Annotated in this window: 20 protein-coding genes and 2 riboswitches; of the genes, 10 read left to right on the forward strand and 10 right to left on the reverse strand. The window is 67.3% G+C overall.

The genetic code is table 11. The features are described 5' to 3' along the window. The first annotated feature begins 53 nt into the window (after positions 1 to 53). On the forward strand, positions 54 to 617 hold the full coding sequence (gene dcd, locus ACZ50Q_RS04365) for a dCTP deaminase (protein ID WP_076516843.1): 564 nt from the start codon (positions 54 to 56) through the stop codon (positions 615 to 617). A 4-nt stretch (positions 618 to 621) separates the two neighbouring features. Here the strand turns inward: dcd and ACZ50Q_RS04370 are convergent, their stop codons facing one another. Beyond that, entirely contained in the window at positions 622 to 1,485 is an 864-nt protein-coding gene (locus tag ACZ50Q_RS04370) for a GNAT family N-acetyltransferase (RefSeq protein ID WP_464080695.1), read from the reverse strand. Positions 1,486 to 1,656: 171 nt separating this feature from the next. Between ACZ50Q_RS04370 and ACZ50Q_RS04375 the strand changes: the two genes are divergently transcribed. Continuing rightward, positions 1,657 to 2,898, forward strand: a complete 1,242-nt coding sequence (locus tag ACZ50Q_RS04375) for a GGDEF domain-containing protein (RefSeq protein WP_464080696.1) — start codon at positions 1,657 to 1,659, stop codon at positions 2,896 to 2,898. A 34-nt stretch (positions 2,899 to 2,932) separates the two neighbouring features. Here the strand turns inward: ACZ50Q_RS04375 and ACZ50Q_RS04380 are convergent, their stop codons facing one another. Beyond that, positions 2,933 to 3,451, reverse strand: coding sequence for a GNAT family N-acetyltransferase (locus ACZ50Q_RS04380; protein WP_076516837.1), 519 nt, complete (start codon positions 3,449 to 3,451; stop codon positions 2,933 to 2,935). Between the two features lie 105 nt (positions 3,452 to 3,556). Here ACZ50Q_RS04380 and ACZ50Q_RS04385 point away from each other — a divergent pair, with 105 nt between their 5' ends. The 8 genes from ACZ50Q_RS04385 to gcvP all read left to right on the forward strand — a co-directional run bounded on the left by ACZ50Q_RS04385 (position 3,557) and on the right by gcvP (position 14,469). Further along, positions 3,557 to 4,009 carry a hypothetical protein gene (locus ACZ50Q_RS04385; RefSeq protein WP_092581047.1) on the forward strand — a complete coding sequence of 151 codons (453 nt, stop codon included), beginning with the start codon at positions 3,557 to 3,559 and terminating at the stop codon, positions 4,007 to 4,009. Positions 4,010 to 4,319: 310 nt separating this feature from the next. After that, on the forward strand, positions 4,320 to 6,581 hold the full coding sequence (locus ACZ50Q_RS04390) for an arginine/lysine/ornithine decarboxylase (protein ID WP_076516833.1): 2,262 nt from the start codon (positions 4,320 to 4,322) through the stop codon (positions 6,579 to 6,581). 23 nt (positions 6,582 to 6,604) lie between these two features. Next, a complete protein-coding gene (locus ACZ50Q_RS04395) occupies positions 6,605 to 7,807 on the forward strand; it encodes a BaiN/RdsA family NAD(P)/FAD-dependent oxidoreductase (protein WP_464080697.1) in 1,203 nt (400 codons plus the stop codon). Between the two features lie 118 nt (positions 7,808 to 7,925). After that, a complete protein-coding gene (locus tag ACZ50Q_RS04400; protein ID WP_092581053.1) occupies positions 7,926 to 8,540 on the forward strand; it encodes a superoxide dismutase in 615 nt (204 codons plus the stop codon). A gap of 30 nt (positions 8,541 to 8,570) precedes the next feature. After that, complete coding sequence (locus tag ACZ50Q_RS04405; protein WP_092581055.1) at positions 8,571 to 9,464, forward strand: ZIP family metal transporter; 894 nt, start codon at positions 8,571 to 8,573, stop codon at positions 9,462 to 9,464. Between the two features lie 96 nt (positions 9,465 to 9,560). Further along, positions 9,561 to 9,662: riboswitch (glycine riboswitch) on the forward strand. Positions 9,663 to 9,706: 44 nt separating this feature from the next. After that, positions 9,707 to 9,830: riboswitch (glycine riboswitch) on the forward strand. Positions 9,831 to 9,915: 85 nt separating this feature from the next. Further along, positions 9,916 to 11,016 carry a glycine cleavage system aminomethyltransferase GcvT gene (gene gcvT, locus ACZ50Q_RS04410; protein ID WP_464080698.1) on the forward strand — a complete coding sequence of 367 codons (1,101 nt, stop codon included), beginning with the start codon at positions 9,916 to 9,918 and terminating at the stop codon, positions 11,014 to 11,016. A 99-nt stretch (positions 11,017 to 11,115) separates the two neighbouring features. Continuing rightward, positions 11,116 to 11,493, forward strand: coding sequence for a glycine cleavage system protein GcvH (gene gcvH / locus ACZ50Q_RS04415; protein WP_076516823.1), 378 nt, complete (start codon positions 11,116 to 11,118; stop codon positions 11,491 to 11,493). A 102-nt stretch (positions 11,494 to 11,595) separates the two neighbouring features. Beyond that, a complete protein-coding gene (gene gcvP, locus ACZ50Q_RS04420) occupies positions 11,596 to 14,469 on the forward strand; it encodes an aminomethyl-transferring glycine dehydrogenase (protein WP_464080699.1) in 2,874 nt (957 codons plus the stop codon). Between the two features lie 116 nt (positions 14,470 to 14,585). On the opposite strand, the gene ACZ50Q_RS04425 is transcribed toward gcvP, so the two are convergent. The 8 genes from ACZ50Q_RS04425 to ACZ50Q_RS04460 all read right to left on the reverse strand — a co-directional run bounded on the left by ACZ50Q_RS04425 (position 14,586) and on the right by ACZ50Q_RS04460 (position 26,504). Next, on the reverse strand, positions 14,586 to 16,538 hold the full coding sequence (locus tag ACZ50Q_RS04425; RefSeq protein WP_464080700.1) for a DUF945 family protein: 1,953 nt from the start codon (positions 16,536 to 16,538) through the stop codon (positions 14,586 to 14,588). Positions 16,539 to 16,766: 228 nt separating this feature from the next. Further along, positions 16,767 to 18,242, reverse strand: coding sequence for a M81 family metallopeptidase (locus ACZ50Q_RS04430; RefSeq protein WP_464080701.1), 1,476 nt, complete (start codon positions 18,240 to 18,242; stop codon positions 16,767 to 16,769). A gap of 29 nt (positions 18,243 to 18,271) precedes the next feature. Next, positions 18,272 to 19,681 carry an amidase gene (locus ACZ50Q_RS04435; protein WP_092581065.1) on the reverse strand — a complete coding sequence of 470 codons (1,410 nt, stop codon included), beginning with the start codon at positions 19,679 to 19,681 and terminating at the stop codon, positions 18,272 to 18,274. 26 nt (positions 19,682 to 19,707) lie between these two features. Then, positions 19,708 to 21,405 carry an ABC transporter ATP-binding protein gene (locus tag ACZ50Q_RS04440; RefSeq protein ID WP_464080702.1) on the reverse strand — a complete coding sequence of 566 codons (1,698 nt, stop codon included), beginning with the start codon at positions 21,403 to 21,405 and terminating at the stop codon, positions 19,708 to 19,710. Positions 21,406 to 21,410: 5 nt separating this feature from the next. Beyond that, on the reverse strand, positions 21,411 to 22,316 hold the full coding sequence (locus tag ACZ50Q_RS04445; protein ID WP_092581150.1) for an ABC transporter permease: 906 nt from the start codon (positions 22,314 to 22,316) through the stop codon (positions 21,411 to 21,413). 10 nt (positions 22,317 to 22,326) lie between these two features. Then, a complete protein-coding gene (locus ACZ50Q_RS04450; RefSeq protein ID WP_464080703.1) occupies positions 22,327 to 23,268 on the reverse strand; it encodes an ABC transporter permease in 942 nt (313 codons plus the stop codon). Positions 23,269 to 23,345: 77 nt separating this feature from the next. Beyond that, complete coding sequence (locus ACZ50Q_RS04455; protein ID WP_076516808.1) at positions 23,346 to 24,911, reverse strand: ABC transporter substrate-binding protein; 1,566 nt, start codon at positions 24,909 to 24,911, stop codon at positions 23,346 to 23,348. Positions 24,912 to 24,992: 81 nt separating this feature from the next. Continuing rightward, positions 24,993 to 26,504 carry a M81 family metallopeptidase gene (locus ACZ50Q_RS04460; RefSeq protein ID WP_076516806.1) on the reverse strand — a complete coding sequence of 504 codons (1,512 nt, stop codon included), beginning with the start codon at positions 26,502 to 26,504 and terminating at the stop codon, positions 24,993 to 24,995. Positions 26,505 to 26,657: the final 153 nt, after the last annotated feature.

The raw sequence follows: 26,657 nt of genomic DNA on the forward strand, positions 1-26,657 counted from the left end.
GGCGCGCTCGGGATAAAATGGCGTCCACTCAAATCCCTAGCACCACACCCACCATGAGCATCAAAAGCGACCGCTGGATCCGCCGCCAGGCCGACGCCGGCATGATCGAACCCTTCGAACCGGGCCAGGTCCGTACAGCCAATGGCGGGCGCATCGTCAGCTACGGCACCAGCAGCTACGGCTACGACGTGCGCTGTGCCGACGAATTCAAGATCTTCACCAACATCAATTCCACCATCGTCGATCCCAAGAATTTCGACGAAGGTTCGTTCGTGGACTTCAAGGGCGACGTCTGCATCATCCCGCCCAATTCGTTCGCGCTGGCGCGCACTGTGGAGTACTTCCGCATTCCGCGCAGCGTCCTGACGGTCTGCCTGGGCAAGAGCACCTACGCGCGCTGCGGCATCATCGTCAACGTCACGCCGCTGGAACCCGAATGGGAAGGGCACGTCACGCTGGAGTTCTCCAACACGACGCCGCTGCCCGCCAAGATCTACGCGGGCGAAGGCTGCGCGCAGATGCTGTTCCTGGAAAGCGACGAGGTCTGCGAAACCTCGTACCGCGACCGCGGCGGCAAATACCAGGGCCAGCGCGGCGTCACGCTGCCGCGCACCTGATGCGTCAGCCTGCGGCCGCGGGCCGCAGGTAATCGATGTCCCACACGTCTTCGCCGGTCTGCACGAAGCCGTGCCGGCGATAGAAGCGGTTCGAGTCGCTGCCGCGCAATGCGCTCAGCGTCACGCTCTGGCCGCGCCGGTCGGCCTCCTGCAGGAGGCGCCGCAACACCTGGCCGCCCACGCCGAGTCCTTGCGCGTCGGGGTGCACGTACAGATGATCCAGGCGCAAGCCTGCGCCGTCCGGGCGCAGGCAGTAGAAGCCGACGCGTTTGCCGTCCAGCTCGATGTGCCAGGTGTATTGCGGCTGGAACGTGCTCTGCAGGCGCGCTCGCGCCCGGTCCGGGTCGAAGCGGCCCAGCCGCTCCAGGCTTTCGCGCATGGCCGCGATCCGCAGGGCCAGCAGCGCCTCGAAATCGGTTTGCGACGCGGGGGTGAAGCGCAGCGGCGCCGCCGGGGAGGCGGCATCGGGCGCCAGCTCGTCGTAGCCGCGGTTCAGGAATTGCAGGATGCAGATGCCATGGCCGTAGGGGTCGGACAGGTGCGCGATGCGGCCCCAGGCATGCGTGGCGGGTGGATCCTCCAGCCGCGCGCCGGCCGCGACCGCCCTGGCCACCGCGCCGTCCACGTCATCCACCACCACGTCCAGGTGCACGGGCGTCCAGTGCCGCGCATAGTCGCGCGGCTGGCGCAGGGCGCCGGCGGCCGGCGTGCCGGCAGCCTTTTCGAGCAGGTAGATGGGCGCGTCGGCGCCCAGCATCTCGGCGCCGGCCGGACCCAGGCGGCGGTTCAGCGTCAGGCCGAAGGCGTTCTCATAGAAGCCGATGGCGTGTTCGAGATCGGGCACATCGATATTGACCAGGATTCGCATGGATGCCTTCCAATGGTGGAGCCAACAACGGTGGAGCGCCAACATAGCACGGGCGCCGCGCCCGTTGTTACGCGGCGGGCGCTAAAGAACCCCACGCCGCGTCCGTAAAATGAGTACATGTGTTTGCCGATTTGGCGACGTCATATCTGCAAGCGTTAGCAAGGCCCATCTGTGCGTTACCCCCATATTCCCTGGCTGCCCCTGTTGTTCTACCCCGCGTTGCCGGTGGCCGCGGCGTTCGGTCTCCTGTTCTGGCGGGAATGGCCGCCCGCGCTGAGCCTGATCCTGCCGTTCGTGCCGTGGGTGATGGCGCTGATCGGCTCGGCCATCTGCCTGATGTATCAACGCTCGCAGACCATGGCGCTGATCCTGTGCGTGCTGGCCGTCACGGCGGCCTGGCCCACGCTGGCGCGGCAGGCGCCCTGGGCGATGGGGCCATTGCTGGCCTGGTGGGCGCTCGTCTACACCAGCAACGCCTTGTGGTCCGAACGATCCAGCATGCTGCTCGACATGGCGCTGCGCATCGGCCTGATGGCCGCGGGCGTGGCGGTGATCGCGCTGGCGGGCAAGGACGGGGTGGACAGCCTCTTCAGCACCTTCGCGCTGCAGGGCATGCTGGCGCGCATGGGCGTGCCGGCCGAGGCGCTGATCGCGCTGCTGGCAAGCGGACTGACGCTGACGCTGCTGCTGTTGCGCTACGGGCGTCCGCAGCAGGCGGGACAGTGGCTGGGCTTCGTGTGCATGGCATGGGCGCTGCCGCGCGGCGCGGCCCACCCCATTGAACTGGCGCTGATGTCCGCCGCGTCGCTCACGGCCCTGTGCATCTCGCTGGCGCACGAAGGCTTTCACATGGCGTTCCGGGACGAACTCACCGGCTTGCCGGGCCGCCGCGCCCTGAACGAGCGGCTGCAGCGCATGGGCCGCGTCTACACGCTGGCGATGGCCGACGTGGACCACTTCAAGGCATTCAACGACACCCACGGCCACGACGTGGGCGACCAGGTGCTGCGCATGGTCGCCTCGCAGTTGCGGCGCGTGCCGGGCGGCGGCCGCGCCTACCGGTACGGCGGCGAGGAGTTCACGCTGGTGTTCCCGGGCAAGACCGCGGCCGAAGCGATGCCGCACCTGGAAACGGTCCGGCGCGCCATCGAGGCGTATCAGATGCGCCTGCGCGACAAACCCGCCCGGCCCAAGGCCGACCAGCTTGGCCAGCGGCGGCGCGGCGCGCGGGGCGGGCGTGGCGCCCGGCCGCTGCGCGTCACGGTCAGCATCGGCGTGGCCGAGCGCAGCGAGACCTTGCGCGCGCCCGACGCGGTCATCAAGGCGGCCGATCAGGCGCTCTACAAGGCCAAGGATGGCGGGCGCAACCAGGTGTGCGCCTACGGCGCGCGCCGCCGCGCGGGCGCCGCCTGAACCCGCCGCGCGGGCGCCGCCTGAACCCGCCGCGCTACCCGTTCGCCAGCGGCAGCGCCATCAGGGTTTCGTCGTACAGCCTGCCGTTGACGCACAGCGCCTCGCGCTCGTGGCCATACACGGTGAATCCGAGGCTGGCATACAGCGCCGCGGCCGCGGCGTTGTTGGCGGTCACGCTCAACTGCACCTGGCGTACGCCGCGCATGGTCCGCGCGTGGGCAATCGCGGCGTGCATCAGCAGCCGCCCGAGCCCGCGTCCGCGTTGGGCGGGCGCCACGTACATGCTCCAGATGTGGGCCTTGTGGCGCATCTTCAGCTTGCGCTGCCGTCCCACGCCCACCATGCCTGCCAAGGCGTCCTGCATGAACACGCCGAACATGGCGCCATCGTCGGCCGGGGTGATCCATTCGCGGATGTCCGCCAATGTCAGCGTGTGTTCCTCTTCGTAACTCGATCCGAAGGACTCCGGCGTCTCGACCAGGGCGTCCAGCCGCAATTGCCGCAAGGGCGCGGCATCGAGGGCGGTCAGGCGTCGAACGACGGGCTCGGACATGGGCGGCGCAAGTGTTGGGAATAGGAAACGTTCGGGCAGTATAGGCCGGTGGCCTTGCCTATAATGGTTTCAACGCCGCTTGCGGTTTTCACAAAGGAGCCACTGATGTTCGGTTTCCTCAAGACAAACCAGGTTGCGACGCGCCATGAAGTGCAGGAAGAGTTCGTGGCCCGTGTCGCGGGTGCAGCGCAGGACTTCGTGGAGGCAGCCGGTTCCACCGGCGCCGTGCTGGACTACTCACCGGCCAGCATCCATGCGCTGGATGACGCGCTGGAGGCCGCCCATCTGGGCACGCTTCCCCTGACCCCCATGCAAACGGTCGGCGCCGCCGCCTATCTCTACGAGGTCGGCCGCCGGGCGCACGGCGGGTTGTACGAGGTCTGCGACGACGAGGATCCCGTCGTCCTGGTCTGCGGGGAACCCGGCGCGGAAGTGTGCTTCGGCGCCATCGCCAAGGTCGAGCGGCGCATCCGCTATGGGGCCGCCGAGGCGATTCCCGCCTACTTCGAACTATTCATGGACGCCCTGCAGACCGGCGAAGCCCGGACCATCCGCTAGGCCGGGACCGCCTGCGCGGGGCGCTGCCTGGCTGCCGGTTCAGGGCGCGCCCGGAACCCGGCCGCCGGCCCTGGGCGGGGCCGGATTTCTCCCTGGCCCGCCATCGTCGCGGCCTCCTTTTGGCGGCCGGACAACGCCTGCTTACGCCTTCTGGGGATTTCCCGTAGGGCTGTAAGAAAAACAGCCCTACAATTCCGCAATTCCCGCCACCCGGCGGGTGCTCGCGCCGTCTGTCATCGGACGGGTTTTTACTAGCAGTACATTCGCGCCGCGATACGCGTCCGATACGCCTTGCCCCAGGAGCGCCTGCATGAAATTCCGCTTCCCCATCTTCATCATCGACGAGGACTACCGTTCCGAGAACGCGTCCGGTTTGGGTATCCGTGCCTTGTCCGCCGCAATCGAGGCCGAGGGCGTCGAGGTGATCGGGGTGACCAGTTACGGCGACCTGAGCTCGTTCGCGCAGCAGCAAAGCCGCGCCAGCGCCTTCATCCTGTCGATCGACGATGAAGAGTTCGACGTGGACTCGCCCGAGGACGTGGCCAGCGCGATCAAGAACCTGCGCGCCTTCATCGGCGAGCTGCGTTTTCGCAACGCCGACATCCCCATCTACCTGTACGGCGAGACCCGCACCTCGGAACACATTCCGAACGACATCCTGCGCGAGCTGCACGGGTTCATCCACATGTTCGAGGACACGCCGGAATTCGTGGCGCGCCACATCATCCGCGAAGCGCGCAGCTACGTCGACAGCCTGCCGCCGCCGTTCTTCCGCGAGCTGGTGAAGTACGCGCAGGACGGCTCGTATTCCTGGCACTGCCCGGGCCACTCGGGCGGCGTGGCGTTCCTGAAGAGCCCGGTCGGCCGGATGTTCCACCAGTTCTTCGGTGAAAACATGTTGCGCGCCGACGTCTGCAACGCGGTGGACGAACTGGGCCAGCTCCTGGACCACACCGGCCCGGTCGCCGAATCCGAACTGAACGCCGCGCGCATCTTCCACGCGGACCATTGCTTCTTCGTGACCAACGGCACGTCGACCTCGAACAAGGTCGTGTGGCACGCCAACGTCGCCGCGGGCGACGTGGTGGTGGTGGACCGCAACTGCCACAAGTCGATCCTGCACGCCATCACGATGACGGGCGCGATCCCGGTGTTCCTGCGCCCCACGCGCAACCACCTGGGCATCATCGGGCCGATCCCGCTGGAAGAATTTCACCCGGACAACATCCGCAAGAAGATCGAGGCCAACCCCTTCGCGCGCGAAGCGGTCAACAAGAATCCGCGCATCCTGACGCTGACGCAGAGCACGTACGACGGCGTCATCTACAACGTCGAAATGATCAAGAAGCAGCTGGGCAGCTATGTCGACACGCTGCACTTCGACGAGGCCTGGCTGCCGCACGCGTCGTTCCACGAGTTCTACCAGGACATGCACGCCATCGGGCAGGACCGCCCGCGCAGCCAGGACGCCATGGTGTTTGCGACGCACTCCACGCACAAGCTGCTGGCCGGCATCTCGCAGGCCTCGCAGATCATCGTGCAGGAGTCCGAGACCCGCAAGCTGGACCGCAACGTCTTCAACGAGGCGTACCTGATGCACACGTCCACGTCGCCCCAGTACGCGATCATCGCGTCCTGCGACGTGGCCGCGGCCATGATGGAGCCGCCGGGCGGCACCGCGCTGGTCGAGGAAAGCATCCGCGAAGCCCTGGATTTCCGCCGCGCCATGCGCAAGGTGGAATCCGAATTCGGCAAGAACGACTGGTGGTTCAAGGTCTGGGGCCCGAACCGGCTGGTGTCCGAAGGCATCGGCAACCGCGACGAGTGGATCCTGGAAGCCAACGACCACTGGCACGGCTTCGGCGAGATGGCCGAAGGCTTCAACATGCTGGACCCGATCAAGGCCACGGTCATCACGCCGGGGCTGGACATGTCCGGCAGCTTTGGTGAAACCGGCATTCCCGCCGCCCTGGTCTCCAAGTACCTGACCGAGCACGGCGTGGTGGTCGAGAAGACGGGCCTGTACTCGTTCTTCATCCTGTTCACCATCGGCATCACCAAGGGCCGCTGGAACACGCTGCTGACCGCCCTGCAGCAGTTCAAGGACGACTACGACCGCAACCAGCCGCTGTGGCGCATCCTGCCGGAGTTCTGCCGCGACCATCGCCGCTACGAGCGCATGGGCCTGCGCGACCTCTGCCAGCAGATCCACGAGGCCTATCGCGAGCGCGACGTCGCCCGCCTGACGACCGAGATGTATCTCAGCGACATGGTGCCCGCGCTCAAGCCGTCGGACGCGTTTGCCCGCATGGCGCACCGCGAGGTCGAGCGCGTCGACATCGACAAGCTGGAAGGCCGCGTCACGGGCGTGCTGCTGACGCCTTACCCGCCGGGCATCCCGCTCCTGATTCCGGGCGAGCGCTTCAACCGCACCATCGTGCAATATCTGCAGTTCGCGCGCGAGTTCAACGAACGCTTCCCCGGCTTTGAAACCTACATCCACGGCCTGGCCGACGAAGTGGGACCGGACGGCGAAAAGCGTTACTACGTCGACTGCCTGATCGAAGACTGAGCGCGGGCGGACCTGGAATCTTGATGTTCGATGTCGCAGTACTCGGCGCCGGCGCCGCGGGAATGATGTGCGCGGCGGTCGCCGGCCAGCGCGGCCTGCGCGTGGTGCTGGTCGACCACGCGCAGCGCCTGGCCGAGAAGATCCGCATCTCGGGCGGCGGGCGCTGCAACTTCACGAACATCGGAGCCGGGCCCGCCAACTTTCTTTCCGAGAACCCGCATTTCTGCCGGTCGGCGCTGTCGGCCTACACGCCGCAGGACTTCCTGGCGCTGGTCAAGCGCCACCGCATCGCCTGGCACGAGAAGCATCGCGGCCAGTTGTTCTGCGACGACTCCAGCGAAAACATCATCGACATGCTGCGCGCCGAATGCGGCGCGGGCAATGTGCAATGGCGCATGGGCTGTTCGGTGGCCGAGATCGCGCAGGGCGAGGCCGGCTTTGAACTGCGCACCAGCCAGGGCGTCATCCGCGCCGCCAAGCTGGTCGTCGCGACCGGCGGCATGGCGATTCCCCAGTTGGGCGCCACCGATTTCGGGCTGAAGATCGCCCGCCAGTTCGGCCTGAAGGTCGTGGAGCCGCGGCCCGCGCTCGTCCCGCTGACCTTCGACCCCGTCCAATGGCAGCCGCTGTCCGAGCTGTCCGGCGTGGCGCTGGAAGTGAACCTGCAGACGGGGCAGGGCAAGGCGCGCGGCGAATTCCTGGAAGACCTGCTGTTCACGCACCGCGGGCTGTCCGGGCCGGCCATCCTGCAGATCTCCAGCTACTGGAAACCGGGCGAGCCCATCGTCATCGACCTGGCGCCGGGCCGCGACCTGGCGCAGGAACTGCTGGCGTCCAAGTCCGGCAACCGCCAGCAGCTTCATACCGTGCTGGGCGGGCTGTGGCCCAAGCGCCTGGCCGACCGCTGGCTGCACCTGGCCGAACAGGCGGGCAAGCCGGGACTGGCGGCGCTGCGCCTGGCGGACGCGCCCGACAAGACGCTGCGCGCGCTGGCGCAGGACATCCATCAATGGACGCTCGTGCCCAGCGGCACGGCGGGCTACAAAAAGGCCGAGGTCATGCGGGGCGGCGTGGACACGCGCGGCCTGGACCAGAAGTCCATGCAGGCCAAGGCCGCACCGGGCTTGTATTTCATCGGCGAGGCCGTCGACGTTACCGGCTGGCTGGGCGGCTACAACTTCCAGTGGGCCTGGGCCTCGGGCGTGGCCTGCGGCCAGGCGCTGTAGGCCGCCGGGCGCTTTTCTGGCCACTCCGGCATTGTGATATTAAATAAAAATACATATCATTTATGTTTTGATCTTTATCAAGCCTGTCCCCACGGGGATGGATCAGCCGGAGACTCGCATGGCCTACACCCTACCGCCCCTGCCGTACGCCTATGACGCGCTGGAACCTCACATCGACGCAATGACGATGGAGATCCACTACACCAAGCACCACCAGACCTACGTCAACGGCCTGAACACCGCCCTGGAAGGCGCCGGGATCGCCACGGACGAGCCGGTCGAGGCTCTGGTCGCCCGCATCAAGGAACTGCCGGATGCCGTGCGCGGCGCCGTGCGCAACCATGGCGGCGGCCATGCCAATCACAGCCTGTTCTGGTCCGTCATGTCGCCGCAGGGCGGCGGCGAGCCGGATGGGGCCCTTGCGGCGGCCATCGAAGCGGAACTGGGCGGGCTGCCCGCCTTCAAGGAAGCCTTCACCAAGGCGGCGCTGACGCGCTTTGGCAGCGGCTGGGCCTGGCTGAGCGTGACGCCGGCCGGCAAGCTGGTGGTCGAGAGCAGCGCCAACCAGGACAGCCCCTTGATGGACGGAAACACGCCCATCCTGGGCCTGGATGTCTGGGAACACGCTTACTATCTGAAGTACCAGAACCGCCGGCCGGAATACATCGGCGCTTTCTACAACGTGGTGAACTGGCCCGAAGTGTCGCGCCGCTATGTGGCGGCGAAGGGCTGAGCGCCTCTCCCGCAAGGAGCGCAGCGGCATATGAATACCTTCAGCCGTCATCGTGTTCGGCCGGCGGCCACCAGCATCAGCGTCTGGACGCTGGCCGTCATGGTGTCCTGCCTGGCCCTGTACCAACTCTGGGTCTTTTTGGACGTGCGCGCGCCGCACGTGGCCGACGCCCTGCTGGGCGGCCTGGTCGCGGCCGCGGCGACCGGGCTGGGCACGCTGCCCATTCTTTTTGCCCGCACCATTCCGCAAAAGGCGCAGGACAGCATGTTCGGCTTCGGGGCTGGCGTGATGCTGGCCGCCTGCGCCTTTTCGCTGGTGGCGCCGGGCATCGCGGCGGGCGAGGAGCTGGGCTATGGGCCATGGGGGGCCGGCCTGACGGTGGGCGCGGCCGTTCTGCTTGGCGCGGCGGTGCTGCTGCTCATGGACCGCATCCTGCCCCACGAGCATTTCATCAAGGGCAGGGAGGGCATGGAGGCGCACCGGCTGCGCCGAACCTGGCTGTTCGTGTTCGCGATCATGCTGCACAACCTGCCCGAAGGCCTGGCGATCGGCGTGGGCTACGCTGGCGGCGATCCCGTGCGGGGCACGGCCCTGGCGACGGGCATTGCGATCCAGGACATCCCCGAAGGACTGGTGGTGGCTGTGGCCCTGTTGGCTGCCGGCTACAAACGCACGTTCGCCGTGGCGCTGGGCATGCTGTCGGGGCTGATCGAGCCCGTGGGCGCGGTGCTGGGCGCGGCCATCGTCGGCTGGTCGGCGCCGATGCTGCCGTGGGGCCTGGGTTTCGCGGCCGGCGCGATGCTGTTCGTCATCAGCCACGAGATCATTCCAGAATCGCACCGCAAGGGGCATGAGGTCTATGCGACCTGCGGCCTGATGCTGGGATTCGTCCTGATGATGCTGCTGGACACGGCCCTGGGATAAGGCGCAGAGGCGCCGGAAAGATGCCCGCAGATGCCCGCAGACACCCCGCGGGCCTAGGCTGATCCGGGATTTTCGTTGTATGCTTTGGCCGCTGTCACGCATGTTGCGGGAGAGAGCGGCCGAAGGCACACAGTCCGGCCGCCGCCGAAGGCGCAATTCGCCCAGAATCGCTCAGGTAACCGATACCGCGCAGGCTTGTCCCGTCCCGCATTTGTTGCCCAACCGGCCATGCGGACGCGGCAAAACAGTACTCTGGAGAGACCTGGCACCGCCGCCCTAATCAGGGACATGGCGAGCAGCCCAGGCGCCGAAGGTGCAAACCCGCCACGCGGGGCAACTCTCAGGCAAAAGGACAGAGGGGCGGAAGATTCAGCCGTTGCGCGGGCGCCATCCGCCCGCAACCAGCGGCATTCCGTAACCCTGGCATCACTGCCGTCCCGGAGTTCCCCGCATGTCCGCACCCCTCAAACGCACCCCGTTGGCCGAAGAACACATCGCGGCCGGCGCCCGCATGGTCGATTTCGGCGGCTGGGACATGCCGCTCGCCTACGGTTCGCAACTCGAAGAGCACCACGCCGTGCGCCAGGACGCCGGCATGTTCGACGTCTCGCACATGCTGAACGTCGACGTGGCCGGGCCCGACGCCTACGCCTTCCTGCAGCGCCTGGTCGCCAACGACGTGGCCAAGCTGACGGTGCCGGGCAAGGCGCTGTATAGCTGCATGCTCAATCCGCAGGGCGGCGTCATCGATGACCTCATCATCTATTTCTTCGCCGTCGACGAATGGCGCGTGGTGGTCAACGCCGGCACCGCGGACAAGGACGTGGCCTGGATGCAGCGCGTCAAGCAGGCCGGCGCGTTCGACGTCGCCATCACGCCGCGCCGCGACCTGGCCATGGTCGCCGTGCAGGGCCCCAATGCCCGCGCCAAGGTCTGGGCCGCGCGCCCGGCCTGGAAGGCCGCCAGCGAATCCCTCACCCCCTTCGTCGCCGCCCGCGTGGGCGACGACACCCTGGTCGCCCGCACGGGCTACACCGGCGAAGACGGTTTTGAAATCGTCCTGCCCGCCGCCGACGCGGTGCAGTTCTGGCGCGACCTCGTCGCCCAGGGCGTGCGTCCGGCGGGCCTGGGCGCGCGCGACACGCTGCGCCTGGAAGCCGGCATGAATCTCTACGGCCAGGACATGGACGAGCTCACCCACCCCGGCGAAGCCGGCCTGACCTGGACGGTATCGCTCAAGAACGCCGAGCGCCGCTTCATCGGCCGCGACGCGCTGGAACAATTCGCCAAGCCGGCCACCTTCATCGGCCTGAAGCTGCAGGATCGCGGCGTCATGCGCGCGCACATGGCCGTGCGCACCCCGCAGGGCATGGGCGAACTCACCAGCGGCACCATGTCGCCCACGCTGGGCGTGTCCATCGGCTTTGCGCGCCTGCCGCAAGGCGTGGCGCCCGGCGACACGGTCGAGGTCGACATCCGCGGCAAGTGGGTGCCCGCCGTGGCGTGCAAGCTGCCTTTCGTGCGTAACGGCAAAGCCGTCGAACACTCGTAAACTCGAAGCTTCGCGCGGGCGCCCACCCGGTCTGGGCGGCGGCCGTCCGCGCGAGGCGCGCAACACCATTCATCTACCCGCATTCCCTCAGGAGTTCCCATGAGTCTGCCCACCGATCGCAAGTACACCGAATCCCATGAATGGGTCAAAGCCGAGGGCGACGTGTTCGTCGTCGGCATCACCGACACCGCCCAGGATCAACTGGGCGATCTGGTCTTCGTCGGCGACGTGAACGTCGGCGCCAAGCTGGCTGCGGGCGAAACCGCCGGCGTGGTCGAGTCGGTCAAGGCCGCCTCGGACATCTACGCGCCCGTCGCCGGCGAAATCGTCGCTTTCAACGAAGAACTGGAAAGCAACCCCAACCTGATCAACGAATCGGCCTTCACCGCCTGGATCTTCAAGATCAAGCCGGACAACGCGGCCGACGCCGACAAGCTGCTGGACGCCGCCGGCTACGAAGCCGTCGCCAACGGCTAAGCCGGCCAGCAGGCGGCGCGGGGCCGGCAGGCGCCGCGCCCCTTGCGCCAGATGCAATACCGTCCGTCCCTTCGACGACACCCGCTACCCCGAGATCTCCCCATGTCGCGCGCCCTAGACACCCATACCGACTTCATCCCCCGCCACATCGGCCCTTCCGACGCCGACCAGGCCGCCATGCTTGCCGTGATCGGCAGCGACAGCCTGGACGCCCTGATCGAAGAAGTCGTGCCTCCCAAGATCCGCAGCCAGGAGCCGCTGGCGCTGCCGCAATCGCGCAGCGAAGCCGACGTGCTGGCCGAACTGAAGCAGGTCGCGGGCCGCAACAAGGTCTACCGCAGCTACATCGGGCAGGGGTACTACGGCACGCAGACGCCCAACGTGGTGTTGCGCAACATTCTTGAAAATCCCGCCTGGTACACGGCCTACACGCCCTACCAGCCCGAGATCTCGCAGGGCCGCCTGGAAGCCCTGCTGAACTACCAGACCATGGTCGCCGACCTGACGGGCCTGGACATTTCCAACGCCTCGCTGCTGGACGAAAGCACCGCCGCCGCCGAAGCCATGACGCTCGCGCGCCGCAGCGCCAAATCCAAGAGCCCGGTGTTCTTCATCTCGCGCCACGTGCATCCGCAGACCATCGAAGTCGTGCGCACGCGCGCCGAAGGCCTGGATATCGAGATCCGCATTGGCGACGAGGCCGAAGGCCTGCCCGAGTGCTTCGGCGTGCTGCTGCAGTACCCGCACAGTACGGGTTCCGTCTCCGACTACCGCAAGCTGGCAGACGCCGCCCACGCGCAGGGCGCGGTGGTCGCCTGCGCGACCGACCTGCTGGCGCTGGCCCTCCTGGCCGCCCCGGGCGAATGGGGCGCGGACATCGCCATCGGTTCGGCGCAGCGCTTTGGCGTGCCGTTCGGTTTTGGCGGCCCGCACGCCGGCTTCATGGCCTGCAAAGACGCATTCAAGCGCAACATGGCCGGCCGCCTGGTCGGCGTGTCCAAGGACGCGCAGGGCAACCCGGCGCTGCGCCTGGCGCTGCAGACCCGCGAGCAGCACATCCGCCGCGAGAAGGCCACCTCCAACATCTGCACGGCGCAGGTGTTGCTGGCCGTGATGGCCGGCATGTACGCGGTGTGGCACGGCCCGGCCGGCATCCGCCGCATCGCCGAGCGCGTGCAGCGCGCCACCGCCATCCTGCGCGCCGAACTGATCAAGCTGGACGTCAAGGTCGTCAACGACACGTTCTTCGACACGCTGCTGCTGGAAACGGGCGCCGCGACGCCCGCCATCCTGACCGCCGCCGATTGCGCGCACATCAACCTGCGCCGCGTCGACGGCGCGCGCGTGGCCGTCTCGCTGGACGAAACCGTCACCGTGGCCGACCTGCAGGCGCTGGTCAACGTCTTCGCCGCCGGCCTGCAGCGCGATGACGTCGAACTCGACATCGACGCGCTCGACGCCGCCGCCGCTGGCGGCATCCCCGCCTCGGTCGCCCGCGAAAGCGCGATCCTGACGCATCCCGTCTTCTCCAGCGTCCAGTCCGAAACCGACATGCTGCGCTACCTGCGCAAGCTGGCCGACAAGGACCTGGCCCTGGACCGCACGATGATCCCGCTGGGTTCGTGCACCATGAAGCTGAACGCCACGGCCGAGATGATCCCCATCACCTGGCCCGAGTTCGCGCTGATCCACCCGTTCGCGCCCGCCTCCCAGAGCCAGGGCTACGCCGAACTGATCGACCGCCTGTCCGCCGCGCTGTGCGAGATCACCGGCTACGACAACATCAGCCTGCAGCCCAACTCGGGCGCGCAGGGCGAATACGCGGGCCTGCTCGCCATCCGCGGCTACCACCAGGCCAACGGCCAGCACCAGCGCAACATCTGCCTGATCCCGTCGTCGGCCCACGGCACCAACCCGGCCTCGGCCCAGCTCGCCGGCATGGATGTGGTGGTGGTGGCGTCGGACGCCAACGGCAACGTGGACCTCGCGGACCTGCGCGCCAAGATTGAACAGGTCGGCGACAAGCTGGCCGCGCTGATGATCACGTACCCGTCCACGCACGGCGTGTTCGAGGAAGCCGTCACTGAAATCTGCGACCTGGTGCACCAGGCGGGCGGCCAGGTGTACCTGGACGGCGCCAACATGAACGCCATGGTCGGCGTGGCCAAGCCCGGCAAGTTCGGCTCGGACGTGTCCCACCTGAACCTGCACAAGACCTTCTGCATTCCGCACGGCGGCGGCGGCCCCGGCGTGGGCCCCGTGGCGGTGCGCGCGCACCTGGCGCCTTACCTGCCGGGCGTCGTGAACGAGCAGGGCAAGCTGCCTGGCGAGGCCAAGGTCGGTCCGGTCTCGGCCGCGCCGTTCGGTTCGGCCGGCATCCTGCCGATCCCGTTCGTGTACATCGCCCTGATGGGCGCGGACGGCCTGCGCCGCGCCACGGAAGTCGCGATCCTGAACGCCAACTACATCGCTACCCGCCTGCGCGACCACTATCCGGTCCTGTACGCGGGCCGCAACGGCCGCGTGGCGCACGAGTGCATCCTGGACGTGCGTCCGCTCAAGGAAACCAGCGGCATCAGCGCCGAAGACATCGCCAAGCGCCTGATGGACTACGGCTTCCATGCGCCCACCATGAGCTTCCCGGTGGCCGGCACCCTGATGGTCGAACCGACCGAATCCGAAGGCGTGGCCGAGCTGGACCGCTTCATCGACGCGATGATCGCGATCCGCGAAGAGATCGCCCAGGTCGAGCGCGGCGAACGCGACCGTGACGACAACGTCCTGAAGAACGCGCCCCACACCGCCCAGATGCTGCTGGCCGAAGAATGGCTGCACGACTACCCGCGCCAGCAGGCCGCCTACCCGGTGGCGACGCTGCGCGACGCCAAGTACTGGCCGCCGGTCGCGCGCGTGGACAACGCTTACGGCGATCGCAACCTGGTGTGCGCCTGCCTGCCGGTCGAAGCCTACGCATAAGGCATTGCCAGAAGGGTCTGGCTCCGGCCGGACGCTTTGCGCCCGGGCCAGGGCGTAAAAAAGCCCCCGTCGTTCATAACGACGGGGGCTTTTTCTTGGCCTGCTTCAGCGCGGGCTTACTTCGCCGGCGCCTTGGCCTCGGCGCCGAAGTCTTCGGCGATGCTGATGAAGGTGTTGAGCAGGATCTGCAGGTTGTCCTTGCCCAGTCCGCCTTCCGCGTTCATGTCCATCTGCAGCACGGCCTGGTTCTTGTCATCCAGGTAGGCGCGGGACCAGCGGTATTCCTGGTTCCAGGCATTGATGGCCTTGAGCGTCATCGGCTTCTTGGTGCTGTAGGTGGCGGTCAACACCAGGTCCAGGCACTTTTCGGTGAAGTCGTTGCACAGGAACTCCAGGCGCAGGTCGCTGGCGCCGGTGGTGCCCGGGTTCAGCACCAGCACGGGACCGTCGGTGCCGTCGGCGCGCGTGACGGTGTAGCCCATGTCATCCAGCATGCTGGCGACGTCGTCCAGGTTGAAGTCCTGCATCATGCCCACGGCCGGGGCGGGCACGGCGGGTTCCGCGTCCGGGTCCATGCCCAGGCCAGACAGCTCGTCGTCGTCCATCGAGTCCATGCCGGTGGCGCCCAGGAGGCCGCTGAACAGTTCCTCGGCGGGGATCTTCTGGCCGTTCAGGTCGCCCACGCCGTCGGCGAAGGTGAACCGGCCGACGATGTTGTCGCCGTCGTTCTTGCCCACGTTGAGCATCTCGGCCATGCCGGCCATCTGGCGCATCTGCTCGTCGGCCTGGGCGGCGGCCTGGTCGGCGGCCGCGCCTTCCTTCTTGATGGCGTACTGCACCATCAGGTCCTGGATCATGGGCTTGGAAATGACCAGCGAGGCATCGATCTTCTTGATCGCCTGGACCGCGATTTCCTGCGGGGTGAGGTCCTTGACGTTGGCCGGGTTGGCCAGTTCCAGCGAGAAGGTCAGCTTGCTCTCGCCCTTGGCCGTCTTCCAGCTCAAGGGATCGATGCTGAACGACGGATTGCCCGCCAGCAGCTTGCCGGCGTTGTCCAGAATCACGTCGAACTGTTCGTCCTTCAGGCCTTCGTCGCTGACGCCCATCATGAGCTGACGCACGAGCTGGTTGTAGGTGTCGGACAGTTGCTTGACGGCCGGACCGTCCAGCTTGGCCAGCTTGACCACGGCCTGGCCGCTGCCCAGCGCCACGTCGTTCACGGTCATGTCGCCGGTGTTGTAAGCGGCCTGCACGTTGATCGTCTTGTCGTCCTCGGACAGCTTGACGCCATAGGCGAAGTTGTCCAGCGAGAACTTGATGTCTTCGGTCGGGCGCAGGACGTCCAGGCGCTTGATCTTCAGGTCGGAATTGCCCATCGAAATGCCGAACTTGCCCATGCGGCTGTCGACGTCCAGGGTCAGGCCGGCCAGGGTGATCTTCACCGGATCGTGGCTCTTGGTGCCATCGACTTCCAGCTTGTCCATCAAGCCGTGCGCGGTGACGGCCTGCGTGTCGCGGTCGAAGGTGCCTTCCACCTTCATGCCGCTGAAATCGAGCGCATTGCCGTCATGCGTGACGGTGATGGGGGCGATCATGGCGGTCGACGTGGCGTTGCCGCCGTAGCCGACGATGGCGTCGCTCATCAGGGGCGAGACGCCCTTGGTCAGCTCGAACACGGGCGCAACGTTGTCGGTCTTGGCGATCTCGCTGTGGATGAAGGCCAGCTTGGGCGCGATGGCGCCGCGGGCCAGGGCGCTCTTGGGGAAGGGGCCATGCTCGACGTTGGCGTCGAACTCGATCATGCCCGGGGGCATGTCGTTCGGGCTCTTGTCGTTCTTGAGGAAGGACACGCCATAGCGCGCCTGCGTCGAAAACAGGCCGCGTTCGTATTTCAACTGATCGATGCGCAGACCGAACAACGGCGTGATCTTGGCCAGCTTTTCATTGGCTTGCGCCAGATAGCGCTGCGAGTCCGCTTCGATCCGCTTGCCGGTGTACCACGTGGCGCCAACCCAGCTTCCCGCTCCCACTATGACCACGCCGAGGGTGATCGCTACGCTCTTTTTCATCGTTCTGCTTGTATCGTTGATTATCGAGTCATATCCGGCGATGGCGGCTCATGGAGCCGCTGCCGCAACTGCGGACGCATCCGGAATACGCGTGTTCATCGGCCTGTAAGGCCCGCGGCGGAGTATACCGAGACGCGTGTCTACCCGAACGCGCGTGCCGTTACCGAAGATTTCAAAATGAAAGCCGGCGCATGCGCGCCGGCTTTTTTGTCGACAAAGCGCCTGGTTTTACAGCGGGTCGAGCGGATAGATCGGGCGGCGCACGTGCTTGAATTCAAGCTGGCCGTAGTCGGAGGTGGTGACGCCCACGCCGGTGCATTCGATGATTTCGGTGGCCATGTCCGAAAAGCCCGCGCGCCAGTGGATCCGGCTCTTCAGGACGACGTAGCGCTTTTGCAGCGGGTCGATGCCCGCCGACAGCAGGCAATTGATGTCGAAGGGCTCCTGGTGGCGCGACACGACCACGATCTCCACGCGGCCGGTGTCGATCACCACGGTCAGGCCGGTGTCGTTGCGCACGCCGCGGTACATGGGGCCGCGGTTCAGGTAAACGCCGTCGAACACCAGCTTGACGCGGCCGGTGACTTCCAGCGGTTCGCTGGGTTGGCTGAGCGCCGGCATCGCCATCTTGCCGCCCAGCTTGATCGTAATGGTGCTGCCCACGCCGGCATCGGCCGCCTCGCGCGCGGCCTGCGGGTCGCAGATGGCGTAGAAGACCACGTTGTCCAGTTCCTGGCGCATCACTTCGGCCAGCACGGCCGTCGTGTCCATGGTGCCGCCCGAGCCCGTGTTGTCGTAGTGGTCCAGCAGCACGACCGGGCCTTGTTCGATGGCCTTGGCGCGCGCAATCGTGGGCGCCAGCGGTTCGGAATGGAACACCCAGTCGGCGCGGCCGTTCCAGGCGCGGTCCAGCAGTTCGTCGCGATGCTGTTCGGCGGCGGCGAGATTGCCGTCGGTACAGACCACGGCGCTCAGGCCCGCCTCGCGGATGTCCGCGTGCGGAAAGCCCACGAAGACCGAGGCGGCCAGCACGCCGCCCGCCTCCAGTTCCTTGCACCGCTCCTGCAGGGGCTTGTTGGGCGCGGCGTGCGTGCCCTGGCACATGATGTGCGGCAGCATGGGCCGGTTGGCCCAGGCCATCACCGGCCTGATCTCGCCCTTGAGCGTGCGGACGATGACATTGGCCGCGCGCACGCCCGCGTCGCGGATGTCCACGTGCGGATAAGTGTGAAAGCCGCTGATGACGGTGGCGTTGCTGACGATGTCGTCGTAGAGGTTGGCGTGCATGTCCAGCGTCACGGCCACCGGCGTCGTGGGATCGATCTCGCGCAGGCGGCGCAGCAGGTCGCCTTCGGCGTCCTCCACGCCCTCGGCGACCATGGCGCCGTGCAGGTCCAGCAGGATGGCGTCGAAGCCGCCGCGCCTGACCTCGTCCAGGACCAGCTCGCACAGCCGTTCGTGCGTGGCGGCGCTGGTCGGACCGCTGGGCCAGGATTCCGCCGCCACCGGCACCACCATCTCGGCGCCTTCGCGGCGCGCGACTTCGATGTAGCCGCCCAGGCCGCTGTCGGTGTTTTCATAGGCCTTGATGGCGCGCTCGCCGGCCAGGATCTCGGGACTGCCGCGAAAGAAGCGCTCGAGCGGGGTGGGCACGGGCGAAAACGTATTCGTCTCGTGCTTGATCATTGCCAAAAGCCAACGCATGGGAAGTTCCTGTGGGTTGCCGTGGAAAGTCAGTTTGCCGCGGGCGGCTGGGGCCAGGGGCGCTGCGCGGGGCGCATCCGCTCCCAGGCGCGCGCAATGCGCAGCACGCCCAGGTCGTCAAAGCGCGGGCCGGCAATCTGCAGCCCGATCGGCAGGCCTGCCTTGGTGTAGCCGCAATTGACCGAGGCGGCGGGCTGCTCGCTCATGTTGAAGGGCAGCGTGAAACCGATGTGGTGCATGGTGGTGGCGACCTCGTTGGTAGGCGAGGGCCACTCGGCGTTGTAGGCTACGACCGGCGCGACGGGCGACAGCACGTAGTCGAACGGGGCGCAGGCCGCGACGGTGCGCGCCCGCACGTTCAGCGTCTCGTAGTAGCTGCGAAAGACCGCTTCGCCGCTGTGTCCGGCGCCGCTCTCGGCCCAGGCGCGGATGAAGGGCAGGATCTTGGCGCGGCGCTCGTCGGGCAGGGCGGCCAGGTCGATGGCCGAGCGGGTGCGCCAGAAGCGGTCCACGCCGTCCAGCATGTCGGGCGTCATCCAGGGCTGCATGGGCGTGACGATGGCGCCCGCGGCTTCGAAGGCGCGCGCGGCGGCCTCGACCGCCTCGCGGGTTTCCGGATCCAGCGGCAGGCCGCAGCCCGCGTCCAGCAGCAGGCCGATGCGCAGGCCGCGCACGTCTTGCTCCAGGTCCAGCCAGTCGAACGCCTGATAGGGCAGGCTCATGTGGTCGCGCGCGTCCGGCTGGGACAGCACGCCCATCATGAGGGCCGCGTCGGTGATGGTGCGCGTCATGGGACCGGCGCAACGGCCCATGAAGGGCGGGTCGATGGGGATGCGTCCCAGGCTGGGCTTGAGGGTGGCGATGCCGCACCAGGCCGCGGGCAGCCGGACCGAGCCGCCGATGTCGGTGCCGATGTGCAGCGGCCCGTAGCCAGCGGCCGCGGCCGCGCCGGCGCCCGCGCTGGAGCCGCCCGGGTTCTTGGTCAGGTCCCACGGGTTGCGCGTCAGGTCGTGGAAGCTGGACAGCCCGGACGACAGCATGCCGTAGTCGGGCATGGTGGTCTTGCCGAGCAGCACGGCGCCCGCCTCGCGCATGCGCGCCGCGGGCGGGGCGTCGGCCGCCGCCGGGGTCAGGTCGGTGGCCGCGGTGCCCAGGGGCACCGGCACGCCGCGGGTGGCGATGTTCTCCTTGATGGTGGCGGGCACGCCGTCGAGCGACACGCCGCCGCAGGTCTGCGGCTCGCCCTTCATCCAGCGGGCCTCGGACGCGCGGGCCATGGCCAGCGCGCCTTCCGGATCCAGCGCGTAGGTCGCCTTCAGCCGGGGTTCCCAGCGCGCGATGTGGTCCAGCACGGAGCGGGTGACCTCCACGGGCGAGAGGGTCTTGCTGCGATACGCCTGGAGAAGTTCATGGGCGGACAGTTCATGCGGTTGCGGCATCTCGATTCCAGTGGTGCGCAAGTTTGTCAGGAGGCGGGCGACGCGGCCGGCATCAGGCCGGACGCGATGGGACGGAAGTTGCGGAAGTCCCAGTCGCGGCCGGGCGCGGCGTCGATCAGGGCCCGCGTGTATTCATGGCGGGGCTCGGTCAGCACGGTTTCGGCCGAGCCCGTTTCGACGACCTGGCCGCGCTGCATCACCATGATGGTGTCGCAGATCTGCGCGGCCACGCGCAGGTCGTGCGTGATGAACAGCACGCCCACGCCCGTGCGCTCGCGCACCTGTTCCAGCAGTTCCAGCACCTGGGCCTGGACCGACACGTCCAGCGCCGAGACGGCCTCGTCGGCCACCAGGATCTCGGGGTCCATGACCAGGGCGCGCGCGATGCAGATGCGCTGGCGCTGGCCGCCCGAGAACTGGTGCGGATAGCGGCGCATGGCGTCGGGGCTCAGGCCCACCACGCTCAGCGTCTCGCCGGCGCGCTTGAGCGCCTGGTCGCGCGGCACGCCGAAGTTCAGGAGCCCTTCGATGATGGATTCGCCGACCGTGCGGCGCGGATTCAACGAGCGGTACGGATCCTGGAACACGATCTGGATGCGCCGGCGAACCGGACGCAGCGCCGACCCGGACAGCGTGCTGAGGTCTTCGCCGCCCATCATCATGTGCCCCGCCGTGGGCTCGATGAGCCGCACGATGCAGCGCGCCACCGTCGACTTGCCGGAGCCGGATTCGCCGACGATGCCCAGGATCTCGCCCTTGCGCAGCGTCAGGTTGACGTCCGTGGCGGCGATGACGCCCTGCGACGCCTTGCGGGAAAACATCGAGCTCTTGCCGGCATACGTGCGGCCCAGGCCCTTGACGTGCAGCACGGGCGTCCCGGCGGGCGCGTCGCGGCGCGAGGGCACCAGGCTGGGCACCGAGGACACCAGGCGGCGCGTATAGGACTGCTTGGGTTCGGCCAGGATCTCGTGGCGCGTCCCGCTTTCGATCAGGTCGCCGCGGTTCATGACGACGATGCGATCGGCGATCTCGGCCACCACGCCGAAATCGTGGGTGATGAACAGCACCGCGGTCTGGTGCTTGACCTGCAGCTCCTTGATCAGCGACAGGATCTGCTTCTGCGTGGTGACGTCCAGGGCCGTGGTGGGCTCGTCGGCGATCAGCAGCTTGGGCTCCAGGATGAGCGCCATCGCGATCACGATGCGCTGGCGCTGGCCGCCGGAGAGCTGATGCGGATAAGCGTCGTAGATACGTTCGATGTCGGGCAGGTGCACCGACTGGAACATGTCCAGCACCTTGGCGCGGCGCTCGGCCGCGGACATGGCCTTGCGGTGCAGGCGCAGCACTTCGTCGACCTGCTTGCCCACCGTGTGCACGGGGTTCAGCGCGGTCATGGGTTCCTGGAAGACCATCGCCATGCGCGTGGCCCGCATTTCGCGCAGGCGCCGCTGCGTGGCGGTGGCGACGTCTTCGCCCTCGACGCGGACGGAGCCGGCGCTGATGCGCAGGATGCCTTGCGGCAGCAGGCCCATGACGGCCAGCGACGTGACGGACTTGCCCGAACCGGACTCGCCGACCACGCAGACCGTTTCGCCGGCGTGCACGTCCAGGCTGAGGTTGCGCACGACGCGGTTGCCCGCGCCCGCGACTTCGACCGACAGGTTGCGGATGGCCAGGATGGCGGACGAGGTATCGCCCGCGGGGGGATTGGGGGAATAGTTCATCGGCATCAGATCCTGCGCACCATTTTCGGGTCCAGCGCGTCGCGCAAGGCGTCGCCCAGGATGTTCACGCTGAGCACGGTCAGCGACAGGAACAGTCCGGGGAACAGGATCAGGCCGGGCAGCATGCGGAAGTACATGCGGCCTTCGGACATGATGTTGCCCCAGGACGCGATCTCGGGCGGGATGCCCGCGCCCAGGAAGCTCAGGATGGCTTCGGTCAGCATGGCGGACGCAAACACGTACGTGCCCTGCACGGTCAGCGGCGCGATGGTGCTGGGCACCATGTGGCGCCACAACAGCAGGGGCAGCGGCGTGCCCAGCGCCAGCGCGGCTTCGACGTAGGGTTCGCCGCGCACGCTCAGGATCTGCCCGCGCACCAGGCGCACCACCCGCGGGATCTCCGGAATGGTGATGGCCACGAGCACGGTCGTGATGCTGGCGCCGGTGACCGACACCAGGGCGATCGCCAGCAGGATGCCGGGAATCGCCATGATGGCGTCCATGGTGCGCATGATGGGACCGTCCAGCGACCGGAACCAGCCGGCGATGACGCCGATGACCAGTCCGATGACCACGCTGACCACGGCCGCGCCCAGGCCCGCGATCAGCGAGATGCGCGCGCCGTAGGCCACGCGCGACCAGACGTCGCGGCCGAAGGCGTCGGTGCCCAGCAGGTAATCGGTGAAAGGCTGCTTGAGCCGCGCGCCCGGGTTCAGGAGGGTTGGGTCGACCGTGCCCAGCAGCGGCGCGAAGAGGGCGATCAAGACGATCGCCGTCAGCACCACCAGCGCCAGCATGACGGGCCAGCTCTTGAGCCCCTGGCGGATCTGCCGCCAGGCGGTGACATGGGGAGTGCCGCCTCCGGGGAGGTCGGCGGCCGCCTGCGCGGCGGCGTCGGTTGGCGTTTGCATGCTCATGGTGTCAGTACCTGATCCGCGGGTCGAACACCGTATAGGCGCAATCGACAACAAGATTGATGAACACGTAGACGAACGCGAAGAAGAGCGTCAGGCCCTGGATGACCGGGTAGTCGCGCGCCAGCACGGCTTCCACCACCAGCCGGCCGAGGCCGGGGATGTTGAATACCGATTCCGTCACGACGACGCCGCTGATCAGCAGCGCGATGCCCACGCCCACGACCGTGGCGATGGGCACGGCGGCATTGCGCAGCGCATGCCCGAGCAGCACGCCCGTTTCGCCCAGACCCTTGGAGCGGGCCGTGCGGATGAAATCCTCGCCCATGACCTCGATGACGCTGGTGCGCGTGATGCGGGCGATCAGCGCCACGTAGACGGTGGACAGCGCCAGCGAAGGCAGGATGAGCCGGTGCAGGAAGGGCCAGAAACCTCTTTCCAGCGGCGTATAGCCCTGCACGTTGAACCAGCCCAGCTTGATGGCGAAGATCCAGATCAGCAGATAGCCCGTGACGAACACCGGCACCGAGAATCCCAGCACCGAAAAGCCCATCACCGCGCGATCCAGGAGCTTGCCCTGGCGCCAGGCGGCCAAAACGCCCAGCGGAATGGCGACGATCAGCGTGAACACCAGCGTCAGGACTGCCAGGCTGAGGGAAGGTTCGAGACGCTGTCCGATCAGCTTGGTGACCGGCACGCCGGACATGAGCGAGGTGCCCAGGTCGCCCTGCAGGAGCCTGCCGCCCCAGATGAAGAATTGTTTGACCACCGGCTGGTCCAGGCCCATCGTCTGCCGTATCTGGACGATACGCTCGGGCGTGGCGCCGTCGCCCGCCATGATGATGGCCGGATCCCCGGGGCTGAAACGCAATATCGCAAAGACCACCACCGCGACCATCACCAGCACGGGGATGGTCGCGAGGAGCCGGCGTGAGACAAATGCCAGCATGTAATTCCCCCTGATCTCTATGAGATCTAAGAGGGCCCGCGCGCGCTACCGCAAGCCGCGCGCGGGCCCCTGCCCCTTCAAGGGGCCTTTTTGACGTTCCAGAATGCAAAGACCGGCGCGTGCACCAGGCCCGACAGCTTGGTCGAATAGACGGTGGGCACGGACATCTGGCCCAGCGGCACGTACAGGCCTTCGTCGATGCCGATGCGCTGCACTTCGTCGGCGATCTTCTTCTGTTCGGCCGGGTCGGCGGTGAGCGCCATCTTCGTGCGCAGTTCTTCGATCTGCGGGAAGTCGGGCCAGCCGAACCAGGCGTTGTCGCCGTTGGCGGCGGCCGGGGCCGAGCGCACCGGATCCATCACGTCGGTGGCGTACCAGTTGGTGTTGTGGACGTTCCAGCCGCCTTCGGCGGGCGCGGCCTTCGAGGCGCGGCGGGTGGCCACGCTCTGCCAGTCCATCGCCGCCAGGTTGACGTTGAAGCCGGCCTTGCGCAGCGCCGCGGCCATCACGACCGGTTGCGCCGACAGCGTGCCGACGTCGGTGGCGTGCATGACCAGGATGGGCGTGTTGTCGTAGCCCGCTTCCTTGAGCAGCGCCTTGGCCTTCTCGATGTTCGACGGAACGACCATTTCCTTGCCGATATCGCTTTCCAGCGGCGTGCCGCAGCCCCACAGCGAGGCGCAGGTCTTCCAGTACTTGGGATTGCCGACCAGCGCCTTCATCACGTCTTCCTGGCCGATGGCGTACATGGCGGCCTGGCGGATCTTCTTGTTGTCGAAGGGCGGGTACTTGAAGTTGAAGCGGTACATCGTGAAGTAGCCGACCGGGCTGAGCGACTCTTCCTTCAGATCCTTGTTGCCTTCGATCATCGGCAGCAGGTCATACGGGAACTGCTCGACGAAGTCGATCTCGCCGCCGAGCAGCGCGTTGGCGGTGGTCAGCGCGTCGGGCATGACGTCCCACTCGACCTTGTCCACGTTGACGACCTTGCCGCCGGCCAGGCCGCTGACGGGTTCCTTGCGCGGCACGTAGTCGGTGTTCTTGACGTAGACGGTCTTCACGCCCGGCTTGAATTCGGCGATCTTGAACGGACCCGAACCGGTCATGTCGGTGATGGGCTTGCCAATGGGCTGTTCGGCGATGCGCTTGGGCATCATGAACGGCGCGGTGCCGGTGGGCTTGGACAGGGCGCGCAGCGCCAGGTCCGTGGGTTCTTTCATGACGATGCGAAAGCTCTTGTCGTCGATGACTTCGATCTTGTCGGTGAACTTCAGCAGCGTGCGGCCCATGCCGTCGCCCGCGGCCCAGCGCTTGATCGACGCGACGCAGTCCTCGGCCGTCACCGGCTGGCCGTCGTGCCACTTCTGGCCGGGGCGCAGCGTCATGGTGTAGGTCTTGCCGTCGGGCGAGACCTCCCACTTCTCAAGCATCTGCGGCTGCACCTTGTTGTCGGCATCGGTGGCCAGCAAGGTGTCGTAGATCATGTAGCCGTGCCACGTCGTGATGTAGGCGGTGGTGGCGTGCGGATCGGTCAGGCGCAGAGGCGAGTGCATCACCGTCTTGATGACGGTCTCGGCGTAGGCGCCGTGAGCCATCGCGAGAGTGACGCCGGCCAATGCGGCCGCTCGGACAAACTTGAGCATGTAATTTCCCCTTGAAGCGTAGTGAGCGGCGCGATGGGCCGCTACGTCGTTGACGCGCCGCGCAACGGCGGCGCGCGAGGGTCAGGCTGTCGCTGCGGCCCGGCCGTCGAATACCGGTCCGCAAGGCGCCATTCTGATACCGGGACGCAACCGTGTCCATGGTTGTTTTGCCGCATCCATCAGCATGGAGCCGGGGGCGGCGCAGACCAGGATCGTGTGCGCGATGGCGGTGAAATCGGCGCGAAAATGCGCCGAACTCTTGACCACCAGGATCGCCGCGCGCGTGGGTTCCACGCCCGCGAAGCGGAACATTTCCTGGTCGGCCATCTGCACCTTGTTGGAGGCGACGATGATGCGCACGCCGCCGATGCGCAGGCAGGCGCTGGCGCCCAGGTCCATGTGAAAGCCGCGATAGAACGCGCCATGCGTATCGAAGCGTCCGTCGGACGTTTTTTCGACGATGAATTCGGCGTCCAGGGGAGCGTCGTCGGGAATACCCGAATGTCCACCCAGTGCAATCCGCAGCGTGTTGCCTTCGCCGGCACGGTGCGCGGCCAGCGCGGCGGCCGGGTCCACGATCAGGCCGATGGCGGTATCGCGCGCGTCGTGGCGGATCAGCGCGCGCAGCAGGCCGGTGGTGTCGGAGCTGCCGCCCGCGCCGGGGTTGTCCTGCGCGTCGGCAATCACCACCGGCTTGTTGGCGCCGCGGGCGAGCCGCAGCGCTTCCTGCACGGCTTCGTCCGGCGTGTAGAGCCTGCCGCCGAAGTCCTGCTCCGCATTGAGCACCGCGCGCGCCATCTCGTCGGCGGCGGCGTCGGCGTCGGCCTGCGTGGCGCCGTAGGCCCAGACCGTGGGCGCGCATTCGGGAAAGTCCGCGGCCGGAAAACCGGTCGCAAAAGACACGCTTGCCGCGCCGCGCGCTTCCATGTCGCCCACCCGCTGGTACAGGCTGCGCGCCGGCTCGATATCGGTGGACTGCCAGCACAGGGAAATCAGGAAGGGCAGGCTGCGCAGAGCCACGTAGTGGCGCGGCACGCCGGCAAGGCGCTGCGCCAGCAGGCCGGCGGCGCGCTGCCCGGTCTCGGCCATGTCGATGTGGGGATAGGTGCGATAGCAGACCAGCGCGTCGGCATGGCGCACCATGGCGCGGGTCACGTTGGCGTGCAGGTCCAGGCTGGCCACGACCGGCACGTCCGGACCGACCAGTTCGCGCACACGTTTGAGGAGTTCGCCTTCGCCGTCGTCCAGGTGCTCGGTGACCATGGCGCCGTGCAGGTCCAGGTAGACGCCGTCCAGCGGCAGCGCCTGCGACAGGCCCTGCAGGATCATCGCGCTGATGCGTTCGAACGCATCGCGGGTGACGTGGCCGGAGGGGCTCGCCGCGGCCCACGTCGTGGGTATCAGCGCATGCTGCCCCATGGCCTCGATAAAGCCCGCCACCGGAATGTTCGCCCCCGCCACCGCCTCGAACATCGCGGGCCCGCTGACCAGCTTCGGCCACCCCCCGCCCTTGTCCGCAAAATCCTCCCACGCCGCGCGCGACGGCGCGAACGTATTGGTCTCATGCTGAAAGCCGCCGATCCCGATGCGCATCAGGTTTCCCCTTGTCGTACAGATATTCGGATGGCGCGGCGAAACGCCGCGCCAGTGTCAGAATTTCACGGACGCTCCCGTCCATGGAATCGCGCGATAGGCTAAGCGCCCCTAACCCGTGACGGTGTCCCAAAGCGCAGTCGCGCGGATCCG

It is taken from the genome of Achromobacter sp. T5-5 (assembly GCF_055397965.1).

Bases quoted from the DNA above. Each gene is read 5' to 3' on its own strand.
- dcd (WP_076516843.1), top strand. From the start codon at position 54: ATGAGCATCAAAAGCGACCGCTGGATCCGCCGCCAGGCCGACGCCGGC.
- ACZ50Q_RS04370 (WP_464080695.1), bottom strand. From the start codon at position 1,485: ATGCGAATCCTGGTCAATATCGATGTGCCCGATCTCGAACACGCCATC.
- ACZ50Q_RS04380 (WP_076516837.1), bottom strand. From the start codon at position 3,451: ATGTCCGAGCCCGTCGTTCGACGCCTGACCGCCCTCGATGCCGCGCCC.
- ACZ50Q_RS04385 (WP_092581047.1), top strand. From the start codon at position 3,557: ATGTTCGGTTTCCTCAAGACAAACCAGGTTGCGACGCGCCATGAAGTG.
- ACZ50Q_RS04390 (WP_076516833.1), top strand. From the start codon at position 4,320: ATGAAATTCCGCTTCCCCATCTTCATCATCGACGAGGACTACCGTTCC.
- ACZ50Q_RS04395 (WP_464080697.1), top strand. From the start codon at position 6,605: ATGTTCGATGTCGCAGTACTCGGCGCCGGCGCCGCGGGAATGATGTGC.
- ACZ50Q_RS04400 (WP_092581053.1), top strand. From the start codon at position 7,926: ATGGCCTACACCCTACCGCCCCTGCCGTACGCCTATGACGCGCTGGAA.
- ACZ50Q_RS04405 (WP_092581055.1), top strand. From the start codon at position 8,571: ATGAATACCTTCAGCCGTCATCGTGTTCGGCCGGCGGCCACCAGCATC.
- gcvT (WP_464080698.1), top strand. From the start codon at position 9,916: ATGTCCGCACCCCTCAAACGCACCCCGTTGGCCGAAGAACACATCGCG.
- gcvH (WP_076516823.1), top strand. From the start codon at position 11,116: ATGAGTCTGCCCACCGATCGCAAGTACACCGAATCCCATGAATGGGTC.
- gcvP (WP_464080699.1), top strand. From the start codon at position 11,596: ATGTCGCGCGCCCTAGACACCCATACCGACTTCATCCCCCGCCACATC.
- ACZ50Q_RS04425 (WP_464080700.1), bottom strand. From the start codon at position 16,538: ATGAAAAAGAGCGTAGCGATCACCCTCGGCGTGGTCATAGTGGGAGCG.
- ACZ50Q_RS04430 (WP_464080701.1), bottom strand. From the start codon at position 18,242: ATGCGTTGGCTTTTGGCAATGATCAAGCACGAGACGAATACGTTTTCG.
- ACZ50Q_RS04435 (WP_092581065.1), bottom strand. From the start codon at position 19,681: ATGCCGCAACCGCATGAACTGTCCGCCCATGAACTTCTCCAGGCGTAT.
- ACZ50Q_RS04440 (WP_464080702.1), bottom strand. From the start codon at position 21,405: ATGAACTATTCCCCCAATCCCCCCGCGGGCGATACCTCGTCCGCCATC.
- ACZ50Q_RS04445 (WP_092581150.1), bottom strand. From the start codon at position 22,316: ATGCAAACGCCAACCGACGCCGCCGCGCAGGCGGCCGCCGACCTCCCC.
- ACZ50Q_RS04450 (WP_464080703.1), bottom strand. From the start codon at position 23,268: ATGCTGGCATTTGTCTCACGCCGGCTCCTCGCGACCATCCCCGTGCTG.
- ACZ50Q_RS04455 (WP_076516808.1), bottom strand. From the start codon at position 24,911: ATGCTCAAGTTTGTCCGAGCGGCCGCATTGGCCGGCGTCACTCTCGCG.
- ACZ50Q_RS04460 (WP_076516806.1), bottom strand. From the start codon at position 26,504: ATGCGCATCGGGATCGGCGGCTTTCAGCATGAGACCAATACGTTCGCG.